This is a genomic window from Paraburkholderia sp. JHI2823, assembly GCF_038900695.1.
GTDB classification, from domain to species: Bacteria; Pseudomonadota; Gammaproteobacteria; order Burkholderiales; family Burkholderiaceae; genus Paraburkholderia; species Paraburkholderia mimosarum.
Genome location: NZ_JAYMRY010000029.1, coordinates 26,817 through 45,133, shown reverse-complemented (window position 1 = coordinate 45,133; position 18,317 = coordinate 26,817). Strand labels below are relative to the sequence as shown.

16 protein-coding genes are annotated in these 18,317 nt (G+C 65.5%); 9 read left to right on the top strand and 7 right to left on the bottom strand.

Going from position 1 to position 18,317, the window contains the following annotated elements; genetic code table 11:
* The 4 genes from VSR34_RS26225 (at position 1) to VSR34_RS26210 (ending at position 3,201) form a co-directional block, all read left to right on the top strand.
* Positions 1-1,551, top strand: coding sequence for an efflux transporter outer membrane subunit (locus tag VSR34_RS26225; RefSeq protein ID WP_342964010.1), 1,551 nt, complete (start codon positions 1-3; stop codon positions 1,549-1,551).
* A gap of 99 nt (positions 1,552-1,650) precedes the next feature.
* Positions 1,651-2,271, top strand: coding sequence for a 2-hydroxychromene-2-carboxylate isomerase (locus VSR34_RS26220; protein WP_342963991.1), 621 nt, complete (start codon positions 1,651-1,653; stop codon positions 2,269-2,271).
* Between the two features lie 206 nt (positions 2,272-2,477).
* Entirely contained in the window at positions 2,478-2,924 is a 447-nt protein-coding gene (locus tag VSR34_RS26215) for a hypothetical protein (protein WP_342963990.1), read from the top strand.
* Between the two features lies 1 nt (position 2,925).
* Entirely contained in the window at positions 2,926-3,201 is a 276-nt protein-coding gene (locus VSR34_RS26210) for a hypothetical protein (protein WP_156123872.1), read from the top strand.
* Between the two features lie 10 nt (positions 3,202-3,211).
* On the opposite strand, the gene VSR34_RS26205 is transcribed toward VSR34_RS26210, so the two are convergent.
* Positions 3,212-5,731 carry a penicillin-binding protein 1A gene (locus VSR34_RS26205; RefSeq protein ID WP_028211488.1) on the bottom strand — a complete coding sequence of 840 codons (2,520 nt, stop codon included), beginning with the start codon at positions 5,729-5,731 and terminating at the stop codon, positions 3,212-3,214.
* A 597-nt stretch (positions 5,732-6,328) separates the two neighbouring features.
* Between VSR34_RS26205 and VSR34_RS26200 the strand changes: the two genes are divergently transcribed.
* The 4 genes from VSR34_RS26200 to VSR34_RS26185 all read left to right on the top strand — a co-directional run bounded on the left by VSR34_RS26200 (position 6,329) and on the right by VSR34_RS26185 (position 11,091).
* Positions 6,329-7,000, top strand: coding sequence for a hypothetical protein (locus tag VSR34_RS26200; RefSeq protein ID WP_081723435.1), 672 nt, complete (start codon positions 6,329-6,331; stop codon positions 6,998-7,000).
* A 463-nt stretch (positions 7,001-7,463) separates the two neighbouring features.
* Positions 7,464-8,144, top strand: coding sequence for a PspA/IM30 family protein (locus tag VSR34_RS26195; RefSeq protein WP_342963989.1), 681 nt, complete (start codon positions 7,464-7,466; stop codon positions 8,142-8,144).
* Positions 8,145-8,284: 140 nt separating this feature from the next.
* Positions 8,285-9,454, top strand: a complete 1,170-nt coding sequence (locus VSR34_RS26190) for a tetratricopeptide repeat protein (RefSeq protein ID WP_342963988.1) — start codon at positions 8,285-8,287, stop codon at positions 9,452-9,454.
* Positions 9,455-9,600: 146 nt separating this feature from the next.
* Complete coding sequence (locus VSR34_RS26185; protein WP_028211485.1) at positions 9,601-11,091, top strand: NAD(P)/FAD-dependent oxidoreductase; 1,491 nt, start codon at positions 9,601-9,603, stop codon at positions 11,089-11,091.
* A gap of 22 nt (positions 11,092-11,113) precedes the next feature.
* On the opposite strand, the gene VSR34_RS26180 is transcribed toward VSR34_RS26185, so the two are convergent.
* Both VSR34_RS26180 and VSR34_RS26175 read right to left on the bottom strand, forming a co-directional pair.
* Positions 11,114-11,884 carry a class I SAM-dependent methyltransferase gene (locus VSR34_RS26180; protein ID WP_028211484.1) on the bottom strand — a complete coding sequence of 257 codons (771 nt, stop codon included), beginning with the start codon at positions 11,882-11,884 and terminating at the stop codon, positions 11,114-11,116.
* Positions 11,885-11,902: 18 nt separating this feature from the next.
* The gene (locus VSR34_RS26175; RefSeq protein WP_202905087.1) at positions 11,903-12,046 is read right to left on the bottom strand and encodes a hypothetical protein; all 144 of its coding nucleotides are present in this window, start codon (positions 12,044-12,046) and stop codon (positions 11,903-11,905) included.
* 303 nt (positions 12,047-12,349) lie between these two features.
* Between VSR34_RS26175 and VSR34_RS26170 the strand changes: the two genes are divergently transcribed.
* Positions 12,350-13,771, top strand: coding sequence for a methyl-accepting chemotaxis protein (locus tag VSR34_RS26170; RefSeq protein ID WP_036018716.1), 1,422 nt, complete (start codon positions 12,350-12,352; stop codon positions 13,769-13,771).
* Between the two features lie 87 nt (positions 13,772-13,858).
* Here VSR34_RS26170 and VSR34_RS26165 read toward each other — a convergent pair whose 3' ends face one another.
* The 4 genes from VSR34_RS26165 to VSR34_RS26150 all read right to left on the bottom strand — a co-directional run bounded on the left by VSR34_RS26165 (position 13,859) and on the right by VSR34_RS26150 (position 17,978).
* Positions 13,859-14,677: an ABC transporter permease subunit gene (locus VSR34_RS26165; protein WP_028211482.1), complete on the bottom strand. Its 819-nt coding sequence runs from the start codon at positions 14,675-14,677 to the stop codon at positions 13,859-13,861.
* The gene (locus tag VSR34_RS26160) at positions 14,674-15,606 is read right to left on the bottom strand and encodes an ABC transporter permease subunit (protein ID WP_028211481.1); all 933 of its coding nucleotides are present in this window, start codon (positions 15,604-15,606) and stop codon (positions 14,674-14,676) included. The genes VSR34_RS26165 and VSR34_RS26160 overlap by 4 nt, the downstream gene beginning before the upstream one ends.
* Positions 15,603-16,766, bottom strand: coding sequence for a polyamine ABC transporter ATP-binding protein (gene potA / locus VSR34_RS26155; RefSeq protein ID WP_028211480.1), 1,164 nt, complete (start codon positions 16,764-16,766; stop codon positions 15,603-15,605). Before potA ends, VSR34_RS26160 begins: the two co-directional genes overlap by 4 nt.
* 111 nt (positions 16,767-16,877) lie before the next feature.
* Complete coding sequence (locus VSR34_RS26150) at positions 16,878-17,978, bottom strand: polyamine ABC transporter substrate-binding protein (RefSeq protein ID WP_028211479.1); 1,101 nt, start codon at positions 17,976-17,978, stop codon at positions 16,878-16,880.
* Between the last annotated feature and the right edge of the window lie 339 nt (positions 17,979-18,317).

The window sequence follows — 18,317 nt, the reverse complement described above, 5'->3', positions numbered from 1 at the left end:
ATGGTTTCTTCGACTTCGGCGTCGCGCGCGTGGACAACGGTGCGCCCGCATGCATTGTTTTTCAGACGGACGCGCGGCTCGCTGGCCGCGTGCTTCGCGTTCGCGCTGGCCGCATGCGCGATGGGTCCAACCGGCGAGCCGCCTGCCATGCCGCAGCCCCAACGCTACGGCGTAGAGGCGCAACCGGCGCAAACGGTTGTGGCCGGGGGTATCTCACAGCAGTTCGTGACGGGTGCCGAACCGGTGCCGCAATGGTGGACGCTTTACGGCTCCCCCACGCTCGACTCGCTCGTGAACGAAGGCCTCGCCAACAGCCCGAATCTGGCGGCCGCCGATCACAACCTGCAGGCCGCGCGCGAACAATTGCGCGGCCAGATCGGCGGCTCGCTGCTGCCCACGGTCGACGCCATCGGCATCGCCCAGCGGCAGCAGCAACCCGCGATCCCGCAGTTCGGCATCGACCAGTTGCAATACGCGATTTTCGCTGGCTTGATCGACGTTCGATATACGTTCGACGTGTTCGGCGCGACGCGCCTGAACAACGCGGCGCTCGCCTCGCGCGTGAACGTGCAGGCGTTCCAGTTCGAGGCGGCGCGCCGCGCGCTCGCGGCGAACATCGTCGCCAGCGCGCTCGGGGCGGCTACACTGCACGAGCAGGTCGATACGACCGTGCAGTTGATCGCGCTCGCAAATGCTCAGGCTGACGACATGCAAAAGCGCTACGCGCTCGGCTCCGCCTCGCGCGCCGATGTGCTCAACGCGCAGCAGAGCGCTGCTTCGCTCGCGGCGAACCTGCCGGGGCTGCGCCAGCAATGGATCGCGCAGCGGCACGCCCTCGCCGTGCTGATCGGCCGGTCGCCCGACCAGGCGCCGCCCGACCTCGATCTCGCGAGCCTGAGCTTGCCCGCACAGGTTCCTGTAGTCGTGCCCTCGGAACTCCTGAGAAGCCGGCCCGATATCGAAGCCGCCGAAGCCGCGCTCAAGGCGGCCGCGGCCGACGTCGGCGCGGCGACCGCGCAGATGTACCCGAGCATCACGCTTTCGGCGGCGCTCGGCCAGGGCGGTTTCAGCTGGCCCGTCGTCACCTCGGGCGCGGGCGCGCTGTGGGCAATCGGCGCTTCGCTCTCGCAGCCGATCTTCCACGGCGGCGCGCTCGTCGCTCAGCGGCGAGCGGCGCTGCAATCTTATGAGGCGGCCAACGACACCTACAAGCAAACCGTGCTGACGGCGTTCCAGGATGTCGCCGACCGGCTCGCCGCGCTCGATCACGACGCCCAGGCCCTCGAGGCGGCCAGCACGTCGGCGCGCACCGCGCAGGCCCTGTACGACGATACGAACGCGCGCTACCAGTTCGGCGCAGTGCCCTGGTACGCGGTGCGCCAAAGCGAGCAGCAATGGCGCAACGCGCGACTCGACGAAATCCGCTATCGCGGCGCACGGCTTTCCGATACGGCGGCGCTCTTCCAGGCGATGGGCAATCCGCCGGTCAATCCGGCGACGCTTGGCGGCGCTCGCGCGGCCGACGCCGAAACCGCCGCGAAAAGCCAGTAACGCTCGCGGTTTGCGCTGCGACCAACGCGGCGAGCGCGTCGCGATACCATGGTCGGCAACGCGCCAAATGGGCCGGCAACCCACGATGGAGACGACACCATGCCCACGCCTTCGCTCGACTTCTGGTTCGACCTCGCCAGCAATTACAGCTATTTGAGCGTCATGCGCATCGAAGCGCTCGCCGGGCGCGCCGGCGTGGAGGTTCGCTGGCGGCCCTTCCTGCTCGGCCCGATTCTCGAGGCGCTCGGCTGGAAAGGACCGCCCTTTGTCGTGCAGAAGGAGAAAGGCGCGTACGTGTGGCAGGACATGCGGCGCCAATGCCGCAAGTACGCGCTGCCGTGGCGACAACCCAGCGAATTCCCCCGCCGCAGCGTGCTGGCCACGCGCATCGCGGTACTCGCCGATGGCGAACCCTGGCTACCGGCCTGGTGCCGTACCGTGATGACGCGCAATTATGGCGACGACCGTGAAGTCGATTCGCCGGAAGCCGTCACGCAGATGCTGACGGCGCTGGGCCTGGACGCACAGCGGCTCATCGCGGAAGCCGGCAGTGATGCGAACCGGCAACGTCTGCGCGAGCGCACGCAGAGGGCCCGCGATCTTGGCATCTTCGGCGCACCGACCTTCTTCGTCGGCGATGAAATGTTCTGGGGCAACGACAGACTGGAAGACGCGATCGACGCAGCACGCTCCGCTCGCCAGGTCTCGTTCGACGGATAGCCCTCTTCTCGCGCGGACGTCTCTCTGTTTATCTGTCAGGAATTTCTGATTCTTATTATTAAGACAGAACTGCTACACTGCGCCACAAGTCAGGCTTTTCTGATCGGTGTGGCGCATAGTACTACGCATTCCTACATATTTCATTGAGTCGGCACTTGAGGGTCTGGTCTCGCCATCTGGGCGGCACGAGCCCAAAAGAAGGCGCAATGCACGGCAATCGAATGGAGCAGATCATGACGCATCGCGCGAACCGGATTATTTTCATCGCACTACTTATCATATTCAGCGCCTCGGCGCGTGCTGGCCTCGAATGCTCCACCGCACGCAGCGGCTTCCGGTTCGAATCGGATAGCTGGACTGGCACCGACAAACTGGAGCACTTTGCGGTCTCCGTACCATTCGGCGCCGCAGGCGGCTGGCTCACGCGCGACACCGATCATCCCGTGGTCTATGGCACGCTCATCGGTACGGTTCCAGGGCTCGCACTGCAGATCCTGAACGGCACCTGTCCCACGGCCGGCTTCTCGTACAAGGATCTGTTCGCCGATGCGCTCGGCGCGCTCTCGGGGGCGTGGCTCGCGCACTGGGCGGTCTCATGGTCACGCGATTCGCACAGCCGAACCATCGGACTGCGTTACAACAATGTGTTTTGAGGTGCTTGCTGCTTCGGAACGCGTGCAAGCAGGCAAAGCCTTTGGTGTCAGGCAGTTAGCTTCGATATCCCAGGGTTATGAACAGGGGCTTCAACAAAATCTGTGGAAAAGTGAGCGTGAGAGTTACCCACAGATTTTGTTGGCAGCCCTGTGGAAAAGCCCTGGACAGCTCGGCCAACCCGTTGCTGCGCAAGCAGATTTCGTCCACCAAACAAAACACGGCGCGCCGTTGCCGACGCGCCGTGTTCATTTCGTGAAACTGACTGATTGCGAGTGAAGTCGCCGCGTTATGGCTTGTTCGACTCGAAGAGATCCAGGATCTGCTTCTTCTCTGTCGTGGTCACGTCAGGCGGCGTCATACCGCCCGGCCCCATGGTGCCGGTCGCACCGCTCGCGTCGCTCGCGCCGGCCGGATTCGCCGAGTCGAGCCCGATGCTCGACACGAAGCCGTTGCCCGGCGTCATGTCCGAGAAGTACAGCTCGCCATTGAGCGTCGTGAGGCCCTCGGGCATCGCCGGCTGTTCCTGGGGCACGCCGCGCAGCGCGCGCTGCATGTACTCCACCCAGATCGGCAGCGCGAGCTGCGCGCCGAACTCGCGGCTGCCAAGGCTCTTCGGCTGGTCGTAGCCCATCCACGCCACGGCTACCAGCGTGCGCTGATAGCCCGCGAACCAGCCGTCCTTGGCGTCGTTGGTCGTACCGGTCTTGCCCTGCAGGTCGTCGCGATGCAGCACGTTGGTGCCCGCCCCCGTCCCCGCCGTCGCCACCGAATGCAGCAAGCTGTTCATCACGTACGCGTTGCGCGGCGAGAGCGTTTGCGGCGCGTTGCGGGCCGCCACGAGCGGCTGCGCGCGCAGGACCGGCTGGCCGTGCGAGTCGTCGACTTCGGCGATCAGGTACGGGTTGATGCGGTAGCCGCCGTTCGCGAACACGCTATACGCGCCCGCCGACTGCAGCGGCGTGACGAGGCCCGCGCCGAGCGCCATCGGCAGATAAGGCGGAGTCTTGTCCGCATCGAAGCCAAAGCGCTGCGTCACGTAGTCCTGTGCGTATTTCGTGCCGATGTACGAGAGGATGCGGATCGACACGAGGTTCTTCGACTTCTGGAGCGCGAGGCGCATGGGCATCGGGCCTTCGGGCTGGTCGTCGTCCTTCGGCTCCCATGCATCGCCGCCCGGCGTGCTGGGCGGGAAGAAGAGCGGCGCGTCGTTGATGATCGTCGCCGGTCCGAGGCCCTTTTCGAGCGAAGCCGAGTAGATGAACGGCTTGAAGCTCGAACCCGGCTGACGCCAGGCCTGGGTGACGTGGTTGAACTTGTTCTTGTTGAAGTCGAAGCCGCCGATCAGCGCGCGAATCGCGCCGTCCTGCGGCGTGAGCGAGACGAGCGCGCCTTCCACCTGAGGCAGCTGCGTGATCTGCCAGTTGCCCTTCGCGTCGGTCATCAGGCGCACGATCGAGCCCGGGCGAATGCGCAGCGCCTGCGAGGCGCGCGGTGACAGCGCGGCGGCCACGAAGCGCAGGCCGTCGCCCGTTACCGTCACCGAAGTCCCGTCGAGCCGTTGCGCTGTCACCGACTTCGGACCCGCATCGATCACGACCGCCGAGACGAGGTCGCCGTTGTCCGGATGATCGGTGAGCGCGTCTTCGATCGCCTGCTCGCGGTCGTCTCCGTCGGCCGGCAACTGCACGAAGCCCTCCGGCCCGCGATAGCCGTGGCGGCGCTCGTAGTCCATTACGCCCTTCCGGACAGCCGCGTAGGCGGCGTCCTGGTCGGCCGAATCGATCGTCGTCGTCACGGTGAGGCCGCGCGTGTACGTTTCGTCCTTGTATTGCGCGTACATCATCTGGCGCACCATTTCCGCGATGTATTCGGCGTGCACGCTGTATTCGGTGCCGGCCGTCTTCGTCTGCAGCGGTTCCTTGATCGCTTCGTCGTACTGCGCCTGGGTGATATAGCCGAGGGCGAGCATGCGCTTGAGGATGTACTCCTGGCGAATCTTCGCGCGGTGCGGATTGACGATCGGGTTATACGCCGACGGCGCCTTCGGCAGACCCGCGAGCATCGCAGCCTGCGCGAGCGTGATGTCCTTCAGATCCTTGCCGAAGTACACGCGCGCCGCCGCCGAAAAACCATAGGCGCGCTGACCCAGATAGATCTGGTTCATGTATAGCTCGAGAATCTGGTCTTTCGTGAGCGCGCGCTCGATCTTGTAGGCGAGCAGCATCTCGTAGATCTTGCGCGTATAGGTCTTTTCGCTCGAAAGGAAGAAGTTGCGTGCGACCTGCATCGTGATCGTGCTCGCGCCCTGCGACGCACCGCCGTGCATGAGGTCGGCCACGCCCGCGCGCAGGATGCCGACGAAGTCCACGCCGCCGTGCTCGTAGAAGCGATAGTCCTCGATGGCGAGCACCGCCTTCTTCTGGATGTCCGGAATGTCCTGGAAGCGCACGAGCTGGCGCCGTTCTTCGCCGAACTCGCCGATCAGCACGTGATCGGCGGTGTAGATGCGCAGCGGCACCTTGGGCTGGTAGTTCGTGAGCGCGTCGAGCGAAGGCAGTTGCGGTCCCATCACGACGAGCACGTAGCCGATCAGCAGCGCACCGATGACGCACAGCGTCGCGATGAGGCCGGCGAACCAGAGCGCAATCGAAGCACCGATCGAGCGCCGGCGCGGCGGTTCGCCGCGCGAGCCGTCACCGTCCGGCTGGGTGCGGCGCGGCGCCGGTCGTCCGGTGTTGAGGGAGGGTTCCCGATCCTGATCCTGATACGGGTACTGTGATGAAGGCGGTCGTTTGATGATAGGCATGACTGGAATGATGGGCGCGTCTCGCGCGCGCCGGCTGCGCGCAACGCGCGCGCATGGATCTCGACCACGGCGTCATGGCGCCAATGCGGCTACGACGTCGCCGGCTCAAAGCCCGCGACGCGGCGCGACCGGCAACGCCCCCGTCCGGCCGCACGGCGCGCACTGCGGCGCGCTACAGGCGAATACTCGCCCGTTCGGGCGCCATCCGCGAAATGTAACAGCGCATTCTAATGAAATCGCGGGCGGCGGGTCGCGCTTTTTTTGTAAGAGTTTCCTGGACAATCCTTCCAGCCCTATTTTTTGCGTTCGCCGGCGAGGTCTTGCTCGGATTCTCGCGCCAGGCGCGAAAAGTTTCGTAACGGATCGACTCGGCGAGTTACAGATTAGACGAATGCCGGCTTTTGACAGGAGATTCTTGCGGCAAGCGTCTCCCCACCCGCGCAGCTTCTGATTGCGCATCGGCGCTCTCGTCATATGATGAAAGATCTTCACGCCCCTGTTTTGCGCCCAGGCACCCCACACGCATTGACGCTTTCGAAAAGCCATCGCGCTGGCAGGAACCGACGTCATACGAAGCCGAGCCAACGGTCCGTCGATATGAACAAGCCCAGCGAACGCATTGTCGTCTTCGTCACGGCCGCGCAAAAGCGCGCGATCTCCGCCACCGCCGACGGGCTCGGCATCAGCGTCAGCGAGCTCATGCGCCGTGCCGTGATCGCGTTCAGCGTCACGAGCGACCAGGTGAAGGCCGCAAGCCTGGTCGACCGGCTGAACGCTCCGCGTCAGCCCGACGCGCTCGCGCAGGTACTGCAAAAGGCGGCCAGACCGCTGCGCGCGAGCCGCACAGGGGCGATCCGGCCGCAGGCGGTGCGCGCGGCGGCCCCAGGCGGGGCCCCAGCGAACGCGGCCGCGCAATACGATGGCGCGCTCGCAGATGGCGGCGCCGCCGCAGCCGTTGACGACGTGGCTGGCACCCGCGAGGGAACGCCGCTCGCGAGCGGCGCGCCCCTGCCCGCCGCTCACACCGACGAGCCTGAAGTGAGCCAGGCCGCACGCGAAATCGCGCAGGCCGTCGCGCGCATGAACGCCGAAGCGGAGGCTGCCGCTCAAAGCGCGGCGCTCGCCGACGCTGCAGCCCAACCGCACGAAGACGCCCCGCTGCAACCGCTGAGCTCGGCGCCGTTCGCCCGCTCGTGGCGCAACGCGGGCGCCCCGCTCGAAGACGCCCACCGCGACGACGCCGCACCGGAAGGCGGCAAGTTCGCTTGAGCGCGTGGCGTCCGCGCGGGGGGCCACGCTACCGGCGCGCAGCGACGGCGTCCGCGCCGGACCTACGCTCTCCGCGCGCAGCGATCACGGGCAGCGCGCTTTGAGCCCGGCCACGCGGCACACCGGGGCCGCCCACGCGCCCGATCCCTTAAGTCCCTTTTAAGACGGGCCGTGGTGTAATATCCGCGGTCGATGCCGTGCCTTGCTCGAATCGACGCATCATGTTTCGCAGCAAATCCGCGTTACGACGAACGCGCGAATGCACAAAAACGCGATCGCGCTATTGCAATCACGGCACTTGCCCCGATTTGCGCGCTGCATGCGCGGCGTATGCAAAGCAGCGTAAGCTGGTGCATGGAGCGCCGATTCATCACATCAGTCGCGCCAGCCGGCCCCGCAAAGCGCAACCGCATGCACGCACCTCGGCCCGAAAACGGCCGATCTCATTTCATTGGAGGAATTCATGTCGCTTTTCGACTCCATCACCCGCACCGTGAAGGGCCTGCTCAACGACGCGGCCGATTCGGTGCAGGATCCGTCGCGCGACGCGCGCCAGATCGTGCGTGAGCTCGACGACAGCATCGCCCGTGCGGAGAACTCGCTCGTCGAGATCCAGGCGCAGGTCGCCACGCAGCAAAGCAAGCGCGACGTGGCCGCCGACAAGGCGAAGAAGTACGAAGACGGCGCGAAGCGCGCGCTGCAATCGGGCGACGAAGCGCTGGCACGTGAAGCGCTCGGCGCGCAGCAGACCGCCGAAGCCGAACGCGACGCCCTCGCGGCCGAGCTCGCGAAGCTCGAACCGTCGGTCGATCAGCTGAAGCAGCAGATCGACGACATGCGCCAGCGGCGCAACGACCTGAACTCTCGCTCCAATATCCTCCAGGCGAAGCAGCAGATCGCCCAGGCGAAGGACGTCGCGGCGACGGCGCTGGGCGGCATCGGCGGCAAGAATCTCGACGCCGATTTCCAGAAGCTGGAAGACAAAGTCTCGCTCTCGAACGCGCGCTCGGACGCTCGCCTGAACTCGGCCGACCAGTCGAGCGGCAAGGCACTGGACGAAAAGCTCGCGGCGCTCAACAAGGGCCCTTCGGTGGACGAGCGACTCGAAGCGCTCAAGAAGCAGATGAACACGCCGGCGCAGTAAAAAGCGCCGGTGTGCAGGATGCGGCGCGGCATGGGCCATGCTGCTGAAATGCCAGGCAGGCGCCACGCAGCAAAGCCATATGGCGCCGCATCCCCGTATCGAATGCCATGGAGACGGGCTCAATCGGCCCGGCCTGCAACATGAAAAAGTTTCTTGCCGCTGCGACTCTCGCCTTCGCTTCGCTCGCTTTGACGGGCGGCGCTGCGTTCGCCGTGCCGAGCGTGCAGCAGATCGAATCCGCGATGTCCCAGGGTGACTGGCAACGCGCCGACTCGGGCCTCACCGAAGTCCTGCAGGCGCATCCGGACAACGCTCGCGCCCACTACCTGTACGGCCAGGTGCTCGATCGCGAAGGACGTTACGCCGACGCGCTCGCCCAGGTTGAACAGGCAAAGTCGCTCGACCCGCAAATCCGCTTCACCCAGCCGCAGCGTTTCGCGCAGGTCGAAGCGAAGATCCGTTCCGATGCCACGCGCGCCGGCGCCGTCACGACGAGCAGCACGGGCAACCCATTCGCGCAGCAGCAGGTGGCTGCACCACAGAAGCGAGGTCCTGGTATGGGCATGTGGATTGGTATTGCCATCGTGCTGATCGGCGTTGCGCTCGTGCTGCGCTGGACGCTGCGCCGCGCGAAGTCCACCGAAGACGCGAAAGCCGGCGACGACCGCCGCGATCAGCTCAAGCGCGCCACCGAGTTGCTCAACGGCGTGCGCTCGCTCAAGCTCGATGTGAAACTCTCGACTGCGCCCGGCCACGAAGCGCTCGAGAAGGAAGTCGAAGGGCTCGAAACGCAGCTGCGCGCGCTCGTCGAAACGCTCTCGAATAGCGCGAATCCGCGGCCGCCGTATGAGATCGAGGATCTCGAACGTCAGTTCGCGAGCCTCAAGGCGCGCGCCGAAGGCCGGCCCGACCCGAATGCGCAGCCTGCCCAGCCCGCGCCCAACTACGGCAGCGAATCGAGCTATGCGCGTGAAGCCGACGCCGCGTTCGGGCGTCAGCCGCAGTACCCGCCGCAATATCCGACGCAACAGCAGCCGCCGGTCATCGTCCAGCAAGGCGGCGGTGGCATGGGCGGCATGGGCGGCCTGCTGACGGGCGTGCTCCTCGGTGAGGCGCTCAACCACGGCCGCGATCGCGTGATCGAGCGCGACGTGATCGTCGACGACGAAGGCCGCCGTGTGCAGCGCGACGGCAACGGCGGCGGCGGCCTCGACTTCGGCCAGGGCTCGAACGACTGGGACGACGGCTCGGGCGGCGGTGGCGTCGATATGGGCAGCAACGACAGCTCGGACGACTGGAACAACTCCTGAGCGCCCAGACCTCCTGGCGCATGCCGCCGGAGCAACGCTAAAGCGCAATCGGAAAACAACGACGGGCTCCCTCGCGGAGCCCGTTTTGCATCGGTGCACGATACGACGCGTCGCACCGCTCATCACACGAAATGGCGGACGCCAACATGGTCACTGAAGCGCTCGGCAACGGGGCGGCGCCGCGCATCGCCATCATCGGCAGCGGCTTTTCCGGCATCGGCATGGCGATCCGGCTGCGCCGCATGGGAATCGACTCCTTCACGATCTATGAGGCCGCGGAGAGCCTCGGCGGCACCTGGCGCGACAACGCGTATCCGGGCGCCGCGTGCGATATTCCTTCGCACCTCTACTCGTTTTCATTCGAGCTCAATCCGGCGTGGACGCGCACCTTCGCGCCGCAGCGGGAGATTCTCGACTACCTGCGCCATTGCGCGCACAAGTATGACGTCGAGCGCTTCATCGAATATCGCTCGCGCGTGCGTGCCGCGCGCTTTGTCGAGGCGCACGGCATCTGGCAGGTCGAAATCGAACGCGACGGCGCGCTCAGGACGATCGAAGCCGACATCGTGATCGCCGCGAACGGCCCGCTCTCTCGCCCGGCACTGCCGCAAGTCCCGGGTATCGGGCGCTTCGCGGGCAAGCTCTTTCACTCGGCGCGCTGGGACCACGACTATGCATTCGAAGGCAAGCGTATCGCCGTGATCGGCACGGGCGCGAGCGCGATCCAGTTCGTGCCGCAGATCCAGCCGCGTGTGGCGCAGCTCGCGGTGTTCCAGCGCACGGCGCCGTGGATCATGCCGCGGCGCGACCAGGCGATTGGCGAGCGCTGGCGCTGGATTTATCGCCACGTCCCGCTCGCGCATCGCGTGGCGCGCGCCGCGATTTACTGGCAGCACGAATCGCGCGCGCTCGGCTTCTCGGTCGAGCCGCGCCTGCTCAAGACGCCCACCCGGTTCGCGCTCAGCTATCTCGCGCACAAAGTCAAGGACCCCGAACTGCGCGCGCGCCTCACGCCCGACTATCTATTCGGCTGCAAGCGCGTGCTGCTATCGAGCGACTACTACCCGGCCCTCGCGCAAGCCAACGTCGAACTGGTGACGAGCCCAATTCGCGAAGTCGTCGCCGATGGCATCGTCACCGCCGACGGCACGCATCGCCCCTTTGACGCGATCGTGTGCGGCACCGGCTTCCAGGTCAACGATGTCGACGCGCCGTTCCAGGTGACGGGCATCGGCGGCCAGGACCTCGGCACGATGTGGCGACGCGACGGACCCGAGGCCTATCTCGGCACGAGCGTCGCGGGCTTTCCGAATCTCTTCTTCGTGATCGGGCCGAACACCGCTCTCGGGCACAACTCGATGATCTACATGATCGAGTCGCACATCGCCTATATCGCGGGCTGCATCCGTGCGCTGCAACGCTCGGGTGCACGCACGATGGACGTGCGCGCCGAGGCGCAGCGCGCCTGGAATGCGCGGCTGCAGACGCGCTTCGCGCGCACCGTGTGGCAATCGGGGTGCCACAGCTACTACCTCACGCGGGCCGGCAAGAACACCGCGCTGTGGCCCGGCTTCACGTTCATGTTCCGCCGCAGAACGCGCCGCGTGCGCACCGGCGACTACACGTTCGGGCGCTAGCCGCGAGTGCGCCTCGCCGCGCTCACGCGGGTTGCGGCCGCCCCGCGTAGACGCGCGTCTCGTAGGCGAAGTTCACGCTGCCGTCCTTCTGTGTCGCCTCGAACAGCGCGCGCAGCGCCGCGAGCATCGGTTCGTGTCGCTCGTCGCCCGCGCGCGGCGCGTACGACGACGACATCAGCCGGCCGCGCAGGCCGTCGAAATCGAGCAGTTGCGCGTTGGGGAACACCGTCTGGTGCTCGAAGCCCTCACCGAACCAGTCGGCCATGGCGGCCGAGTCGGGATACGTCTCGGCCACGCGCGCATAGTCGGGGCAAAAGCGCTGCAGGAGCGCCTCGTAGCCCTCCAGAAACGGCGAGCCATGGAGCAGACGGCTGTTCCAGAACAGCACGATCTTGCCGCGCGGTTTCAGGATGCGGGCGAATTCACGCTTCGTCTCGGTCTTGCGGAACCAGTGGAACGCCTGTGCGGCGCTCGCGAGGTCTACGCTCGCGGCGTCGAGCGTCGTCGCCTCCGCCGTGCCCGCCACGCTGCGATAGCCCTTGTAGCCGCCCAGCAGTTCGTCCGCCGCGGCGCGCATGGCCGCATTCGGCTCGACGGCGGTCACCGGGTGGCCCGCATCGAGAAAGAGTTTCGTGGAGAGACCCGTGCCGGCGCCGATGTCGGCCACGGGCGCGCCCGGCGCGATACCGCATTCCACGTGCACGAAGGTCGCCACTTCGCGCGGATAAGTCGGCCGGTATTTCACGTAATCTGCAACCCGGTCGGTAAAACGCCGGGTGGAATCGTCGATCATCGTCTGCCCTTTCGTCGTTCAACCGCCGCCGCCGAGGAGCTTCAAAAGCTCCCAGAGGAAGCGCAACACCGTCACGATCAGTTCCCAGAGCTGAACCAGTTGCTGCCAGAGCGCGACCGGCGCACTCCCGCCGCTGATTGCCTGAACTGCTCCCTCGAACATTGCCTCGATCACCTTGCTTGCGTCGTCGCGCCCTTGCGCCCTTCGTTGCCGGCTCGCGCCGGTCCGCGCTGGAAGCGCCCGAGTTCCCGATCATAGCCCCCGCGCCTGCCTCGCGCTCAAGTCCCCGTGTTACACGCCGTTAACGAGTTCAGATAGCCCGGCGATCGGACCTGCTGACGACCGGGCACGCAGCTTCCCCGCAGTCGTCCGCAGTGGCCAGCTTTGCCATCACGCGCCGGGAGCGATGCATGGGATGGCACGAGGCGCCAGGACGCGCGGTGCCGCCGACAATGGAGACACCCGATGACACGTTTGCGTTTGCTGGGCCTGCGCGGTCGCCGCCGCGCCGGAAAATCCGCCGGGATCGTCGGCGACATTGCCGCACAGGCTGGCAGGCTCGGCATCGAGATCTGCGACGTCGCGGGCCATGTCGACGAAGTCGCCGCGCGCGTGCAGCGTCAGACCGAGGTCTGCCACGCCCTGCGCGAATCGGCGGCGCACACCCTCGCCGGCAATCACCAGATCGCCACGGCGGCACGCGCCATGCGCGAGCTGAGCACCGGCACCGCCGCCACCGTGCAGCAGTCGCAGCAGACCATCGAGGAATCGCTCGCCGACATTCACGGTCTCGTGGAAGGCGTCACCGTCATCGAGACGCAGATCCGGGCCCTCAAGAGCGCGCTCGCGCATGTGTCTAAGGTTTCGGAGGAAATCTCGCTGATCGCGCGCCAAACCCAGCTCCTCGCGCTCAACGCCGCCATCGAAGCGGCGCGTGCGGGCGACTCGGGCAAGAGCTTCGCCGTGGTCGCGGCCGAGGTGAAGAACCTTTCGGCCAAAACCGCCCAGGCGACCGGTCAGATCGAGCAGACGCTCGGGCAGCTCACGCAGCAGACGGAACAGCTCATCGCCGAAGGCACCGCGAACACCGAACGCGCGCATCGCGTGCGCGAAGGCACGCACACGATCGGCGAGGCCGTGCACAGCACCGGGGACGCGATCCTGCAGCTCGACGAGCACGCTGGCCACATCGCCCAGCTCACGGGCGAGATCGAAACGAAGTGCGACGGGCTGGAAAGCCAGGTGAGCGAGATGGTCGCGGGCGTCGAGGATTCGGGCCGCAATTTCGTCCAGGCGAAGGATCAGCTCGGCAAGCTGCTCGAAGTGTCGGAAACGCTCATCGAGCTATCCGCCGCCACCGGCGTCGAGACCGACGACACGCGCTTCATCGAGACCGTGCAGCACGCGGCCGCCCAGGTCGGCAAGCTGTTCGAGGGCGCGCTCGCGCGCGGCGAAATCGGCGAGACGGCGCTGTTCGACGACGCCTATGCGCCGGTGCCGAACACGAACCCCCAGCAGCACCTCACGCGCTTCACGGCCTTCACCGACCGCGTGCTGCCCGCGATCCTCGAGCCGCTGCTGACGTTCGACGAACGCGTCGCGTTCTGCGTGGCGATCGATCCGCGCGGCTACATTCCGACGCACAACCGAAAGTTCTCGCACCCGCAAGGCGCCGATCCGGTGTGGAACGCAGCGAACTGCCGCAATCACCGCATCTTCAGCGACCGCGCCGGCCGCGCCGCGGGCTCGCACACCAAGCCTTTCCTGCTGCAAACCTACCGCCGCGACATGGGCGGCGGCACGTTCGTCATGATGAAGGACGCGTCCGCGCCGATCTTCGTGAACGGGCGGCACTGGGGTGGGCTGCGCATGGGGTATCGGCTGTAAGCCTCCAGCGCTCGACGCTCCAAAGCAAACGGCGCGCGGACATTGCCCGCGCGCCGTTCTGTCATGCGCCGCGAGGCGTCACGACGATCACACCGCCATCGCCATGCGCTTGCGCTCCGCGCGCTGCATGAAGTGGTTGCCGGCGATCACGCCGACGGTCACGACCGCGATGAACAGCGTGGCGAGCGCGTTCATCTCCGGGTTCAGGCCGAGGCGCACGCGCGAGAACACGACGAGCGGCAGCGTGGTCGAGCCCGGGCCCGAAAGGAACGCGGAGAGCACGAGATCGTCGATCGAGAGCGTGAACGAGAGCAGCCAGCCCGCGGCGAGCGCCTGCGAGATGAGCGGCAGCGTGATCTGGAAGAACACCTTGAACGGCGTCGCGCCGAGGTCCAGCGCGGCCTCTTCGAGCGACGGGTTCAATTCGCGCACACGCGACTGCACGATGATGGCGACATACGAAATGCACAGCATCACGTGGCCGATCCAGATCGTGAAGACGCCCCGCCCCGCGGGCCAGCCGATCAGCTTGCCCATTTCCACGAAGAGCAGCAGCAGCGAAATGCCCTGGATCACTTCGGGAATCACGAGCGGCGCACTGATCATGCCCGAGAAGAGCGTGAAGCCGCGAAAGCGCCCCATGCGCGCGAGCACGAAACCCGCCCACGTGCCGATGACCACCGAGGCGAAGGCCGTCAGCAGCGCGATGCGCAGCGAGAGCCACGCGGCGGTGATGAGTTCGTCGTCCGTGAGGAGCGCCTGATACCAGCGCGTGGAAAAACGCGTCCACACCGTCACGAGCTGAGACTCGTTGAACGAGTAGACGATCAGGCTCAGGATCGGGATATACAGGAACGCGAAGCCGAGGCCGAGCGCAATGAACTGCAGTACGCGATTGGGTTTCATTTGCCGCGGCCCTCCAGTTCCTTTGCCTGGTAGTGCTGGAACAGCGCCATCGGCACGAGCAGCAGGACGACCATCGCGCAGGTCACGGCGGAGGCCATCGGCCAGTCGGCATTGTCGAAGAACTCGTTCCACATGACGCGGCCGATCATCAGCGTATTCGCGCCGCCCAGCAGTTCAGGAATCACGTACTCGCCCACCGCCGGAATGAACACCAGGAGGCAGCCCGCGATGATGCCGTTCTTCGAGAGCGGCAGCGTGATTTCCACGAACGCGCGCCACGGTTTCGCGCCGAGATCGTAGGCGGCTTCGAGCAGCGTGAGGTCCATCTTGACGAGGTGCGCGTAGAGCGGCATCACGAGAAATGGCAGGTACGAATACACCATGCCGATATAGACGGCCGTGTTCGTGTGATACAGCTCGAGCGGCGAATGAATGATGCCGGTCGAGATCAGGAAATTGTTCAGCAGTCCGTTGTTCTTCAGGATGCCGATCCACGCGTACACACGAATCAGGAACGACGTCCAGAACGGCAGCATGACGGCCATCATGAGGACGTTGCGCGTAGCGGGATTCGAGCGTGCGATGTAATACGCCATCGGATAGCCGATCAGCAGACACAGCAGCGTCGAGATCGCCGCCACGACCACCGAATTCACGTAAGTCGCGAAGTACAGCGTGTCCTGGAGCAGGAACGCGTAGTGCGAGAAGTCGAGCGCGATGTGCCACACGCCCTCCGCGTACGACGTCAGCTCCGTATACGGCGGAATGCCGAGCTGCTGATCGGAGAAGCTGATCTTCACCACCAGGATGAACGGCACGAGGAAGAACAGCAGCAGCCAGAAGAAAGGGCCCGCCACCACGGCCGTGCGGCCCGTCAGATTGAAACGCTTGACGGGCCAGTAGACGATGTTCCTGAGCACGCCAGTCATGATGTCAGCACCACACCGGCCGAAGCGCTCCAGCGCACATAGACTTCGTCTTCCCACGTCGGCGAGTCGATCTCGGAGAGCGCGAGGCTCGACATGTTCGCGATCACGGTCTTGCCCGAATCGAGCTTCACGTGATAGAGCGAGTAGCCGCCCATGTACGCGATGTTCTTCACGACGCCCTTGCCCCAGTTGAACACGCCTTCGGGCGGCTTGCGCGTGAGCGCGATGCGCTCGGGCCGCACCGAGATCGTCACGGGCATGCCGAGCGGGCCCGTGATGCCGTGGTTCACGTAAAGGCGCACCGGCAGGTCCGCGCACTCGACGAACACGTGATCGGGCTCGTCTTCGACCACGTTGCCGTCGAAGAGATTGGTCGAGCCGATGAACTCCGCCGAGAAGCGGCTGTTCGGGAACTCGTAGACCTGGTTCGGCGTACCGAGCTGGACGATCTCGCCTTCGCTCATCACGGCGAGGCGTCCGGCCATCGTCATCGCCTCTTCCTGATCGTGCGTGACCATGATGCAGGTGACGCCGACCTTGTCGAGAATATTGACGAGTTCGATCTGCGTGCGCTGCCGAATCTGCTTGTCGAGCGCCGACATCGGCTCGTCGAGCAGGAGCAGCTTGGGGCGCTTGACGAGCGAACGCGCGAGCGCCACGCGCTGCTGCTGACCACCCGAAAGCTGATGCGGCTTGCGCTTCGCGAAGCGTGTCATCTGCACGAGTTCGAGGACTGCGGCCACGCGGTCTTTCAGCTCGCCTTTTTTCACGCCTTCCTGGCGCAACCCGAAACCGACGTTCGCCTCCACCGTCATGTGCGGAAAGAGCGCGTACGACTGGAACATCATGTTGACCGGGCGGCGGTACGGCGGCATCGAGGCGAGATCCTCGCCGTCGATCAGGATCTTGCCCGACGTGACGGTTTCGAGACCCGCTAGCATGCGCAGCAAGGTGGACTTGCCGCAGCCCGAACTGCCGAGCAGCGCGAACAGCTCGCCCTTTTTCACCGACAGATTGACGCCCTTGACGGCCGTCGTCTCGCCGAACTTCTTGACGACATCGACGATCTGCACGAAGTTGTCCGCGGCCGGATTTGCCGCGGCGAAGCCCGAAGGCAGCGCACCGGCGGCTGCCGGCGCGCTCGACTGGTCACTCATGATTCTCTCTGCCCTGCCTGTTTCTGCGCATATGCTGGACGGCGTTGACGAACAAAGCCCCCGGCAGCTTGCCGAGGGCTCGGGGTAAAACGGGAATTACCGCACACTGCCGTGTCAGCGGCCCGACTTGAACTCGGTCCACAGACGCGTCTGCAGACGCTGGATCTCAGGCGGCAGCGGCTTGAGCAGGAACAGCGTCTTCAGGACTTCGGGCGGCGGGTACACGGCCGGATCGTTGGCGATGTCCTTGTCGACGTACTTGCGCGCTTCCGCGTTCGCACTCGGGTAATAGACCGCGTTCGTGATCGCCGCGTGGACTTGCGGCGTCTCGATGTAGTTGATCCACTCGTGCGCGGCTTCCTTGTGCTGCGCATCCTTCGGGATGGTCATCACGTCAAACCAGATCGGCGCGCCGCCCTTCGGGATGAAGTACTCGATCTTGTAGGGCTTCTTCGCGTCGATCGCGCGGTGCTTCGCGATTACGACGTCGCCCGACCAGCCGTAGGCGAAGCAGATGTCGCCGCCCACGAGGTCGTTGATGTAGCCCGACGAGTTGAACTGCGTGATGTACGGGCGGATCTTCTTCATCATCGCGAGTGCCGCGCGATAGTCGTCCGGATTCGTCGAGAGCGGATCCTTGCCGATGTAGTGCAGCGCGGCCGCGAACATCTGGTCCGGCGCGTCGAGCACGGACACGCCGCAGGCCTTCAGCTTCGAGATGTTCTCGGGCTTGAAGAGAATGTCCCAGTTGTCGAGCGGCACGTTCTTGCCGAGGATCTGCTGCGCCTTCGTGACGTTATAGGCGAGGCCGGTCGTGCCGTACGCCCAGGGCACCGCGTACTTGTTGCCCGGATCCGCGCCGGCGACGAGCGCCATCAGTTGCGGATCGAGATACTTGAGGTTGGGGATCTTCGACTTGTCGAGCGGGGAGAAGATGCCGGCGGCGATCTGCTTGCCCGCGTAGTTGCTGGTCGGCACGACGATGTCGTAGCCCGAGTTGCCCGCGAGCAGCTTGGCCTGGAGAGTGTCGTCGCTGTCGTAGTTGTCGTACTTGACCTGAACGCCGGTCTGCTTGGTGAAGTTCGGAATCGTGTCCTTGGCGATGTAATCGGACCAGTTGTACACGTTCAGCTGCGTGTCCTTCGCCACCGACGTCATCCACGGCGCCGCGCACAGTGCGAGCACGGCCAGTTGCGCCACAACTCCTTTCTTCATCCCGTTCTCCGATCCTGACCGGTTTCCGCCGGCCGCTGCCTCGCCTCGCGCCGCGCATCGTGTCACGTATGCGCGACTCCCCTGAACTTCACGAACCTACCATCAAACATGCCCGGCAAGAAAAAAAACGCCGACGTGTCGCGCAAACGGAACATGGGCCGTCAAATCTCGGCGATCCGCGCGCGGACGGTAAATCGCGCGCAATTTTAGCCGTTTCACGGGCCGTGTCCATAGAAAACCGCTTCGGTGGCGCATGCGCGCGACGTGCCGGGCAGCCCGCCCCGGCTCGCGCGCTCCAGCTTGCTATCGGCTTGCCGTCGGCTTGCAGTCGCGCGGTGG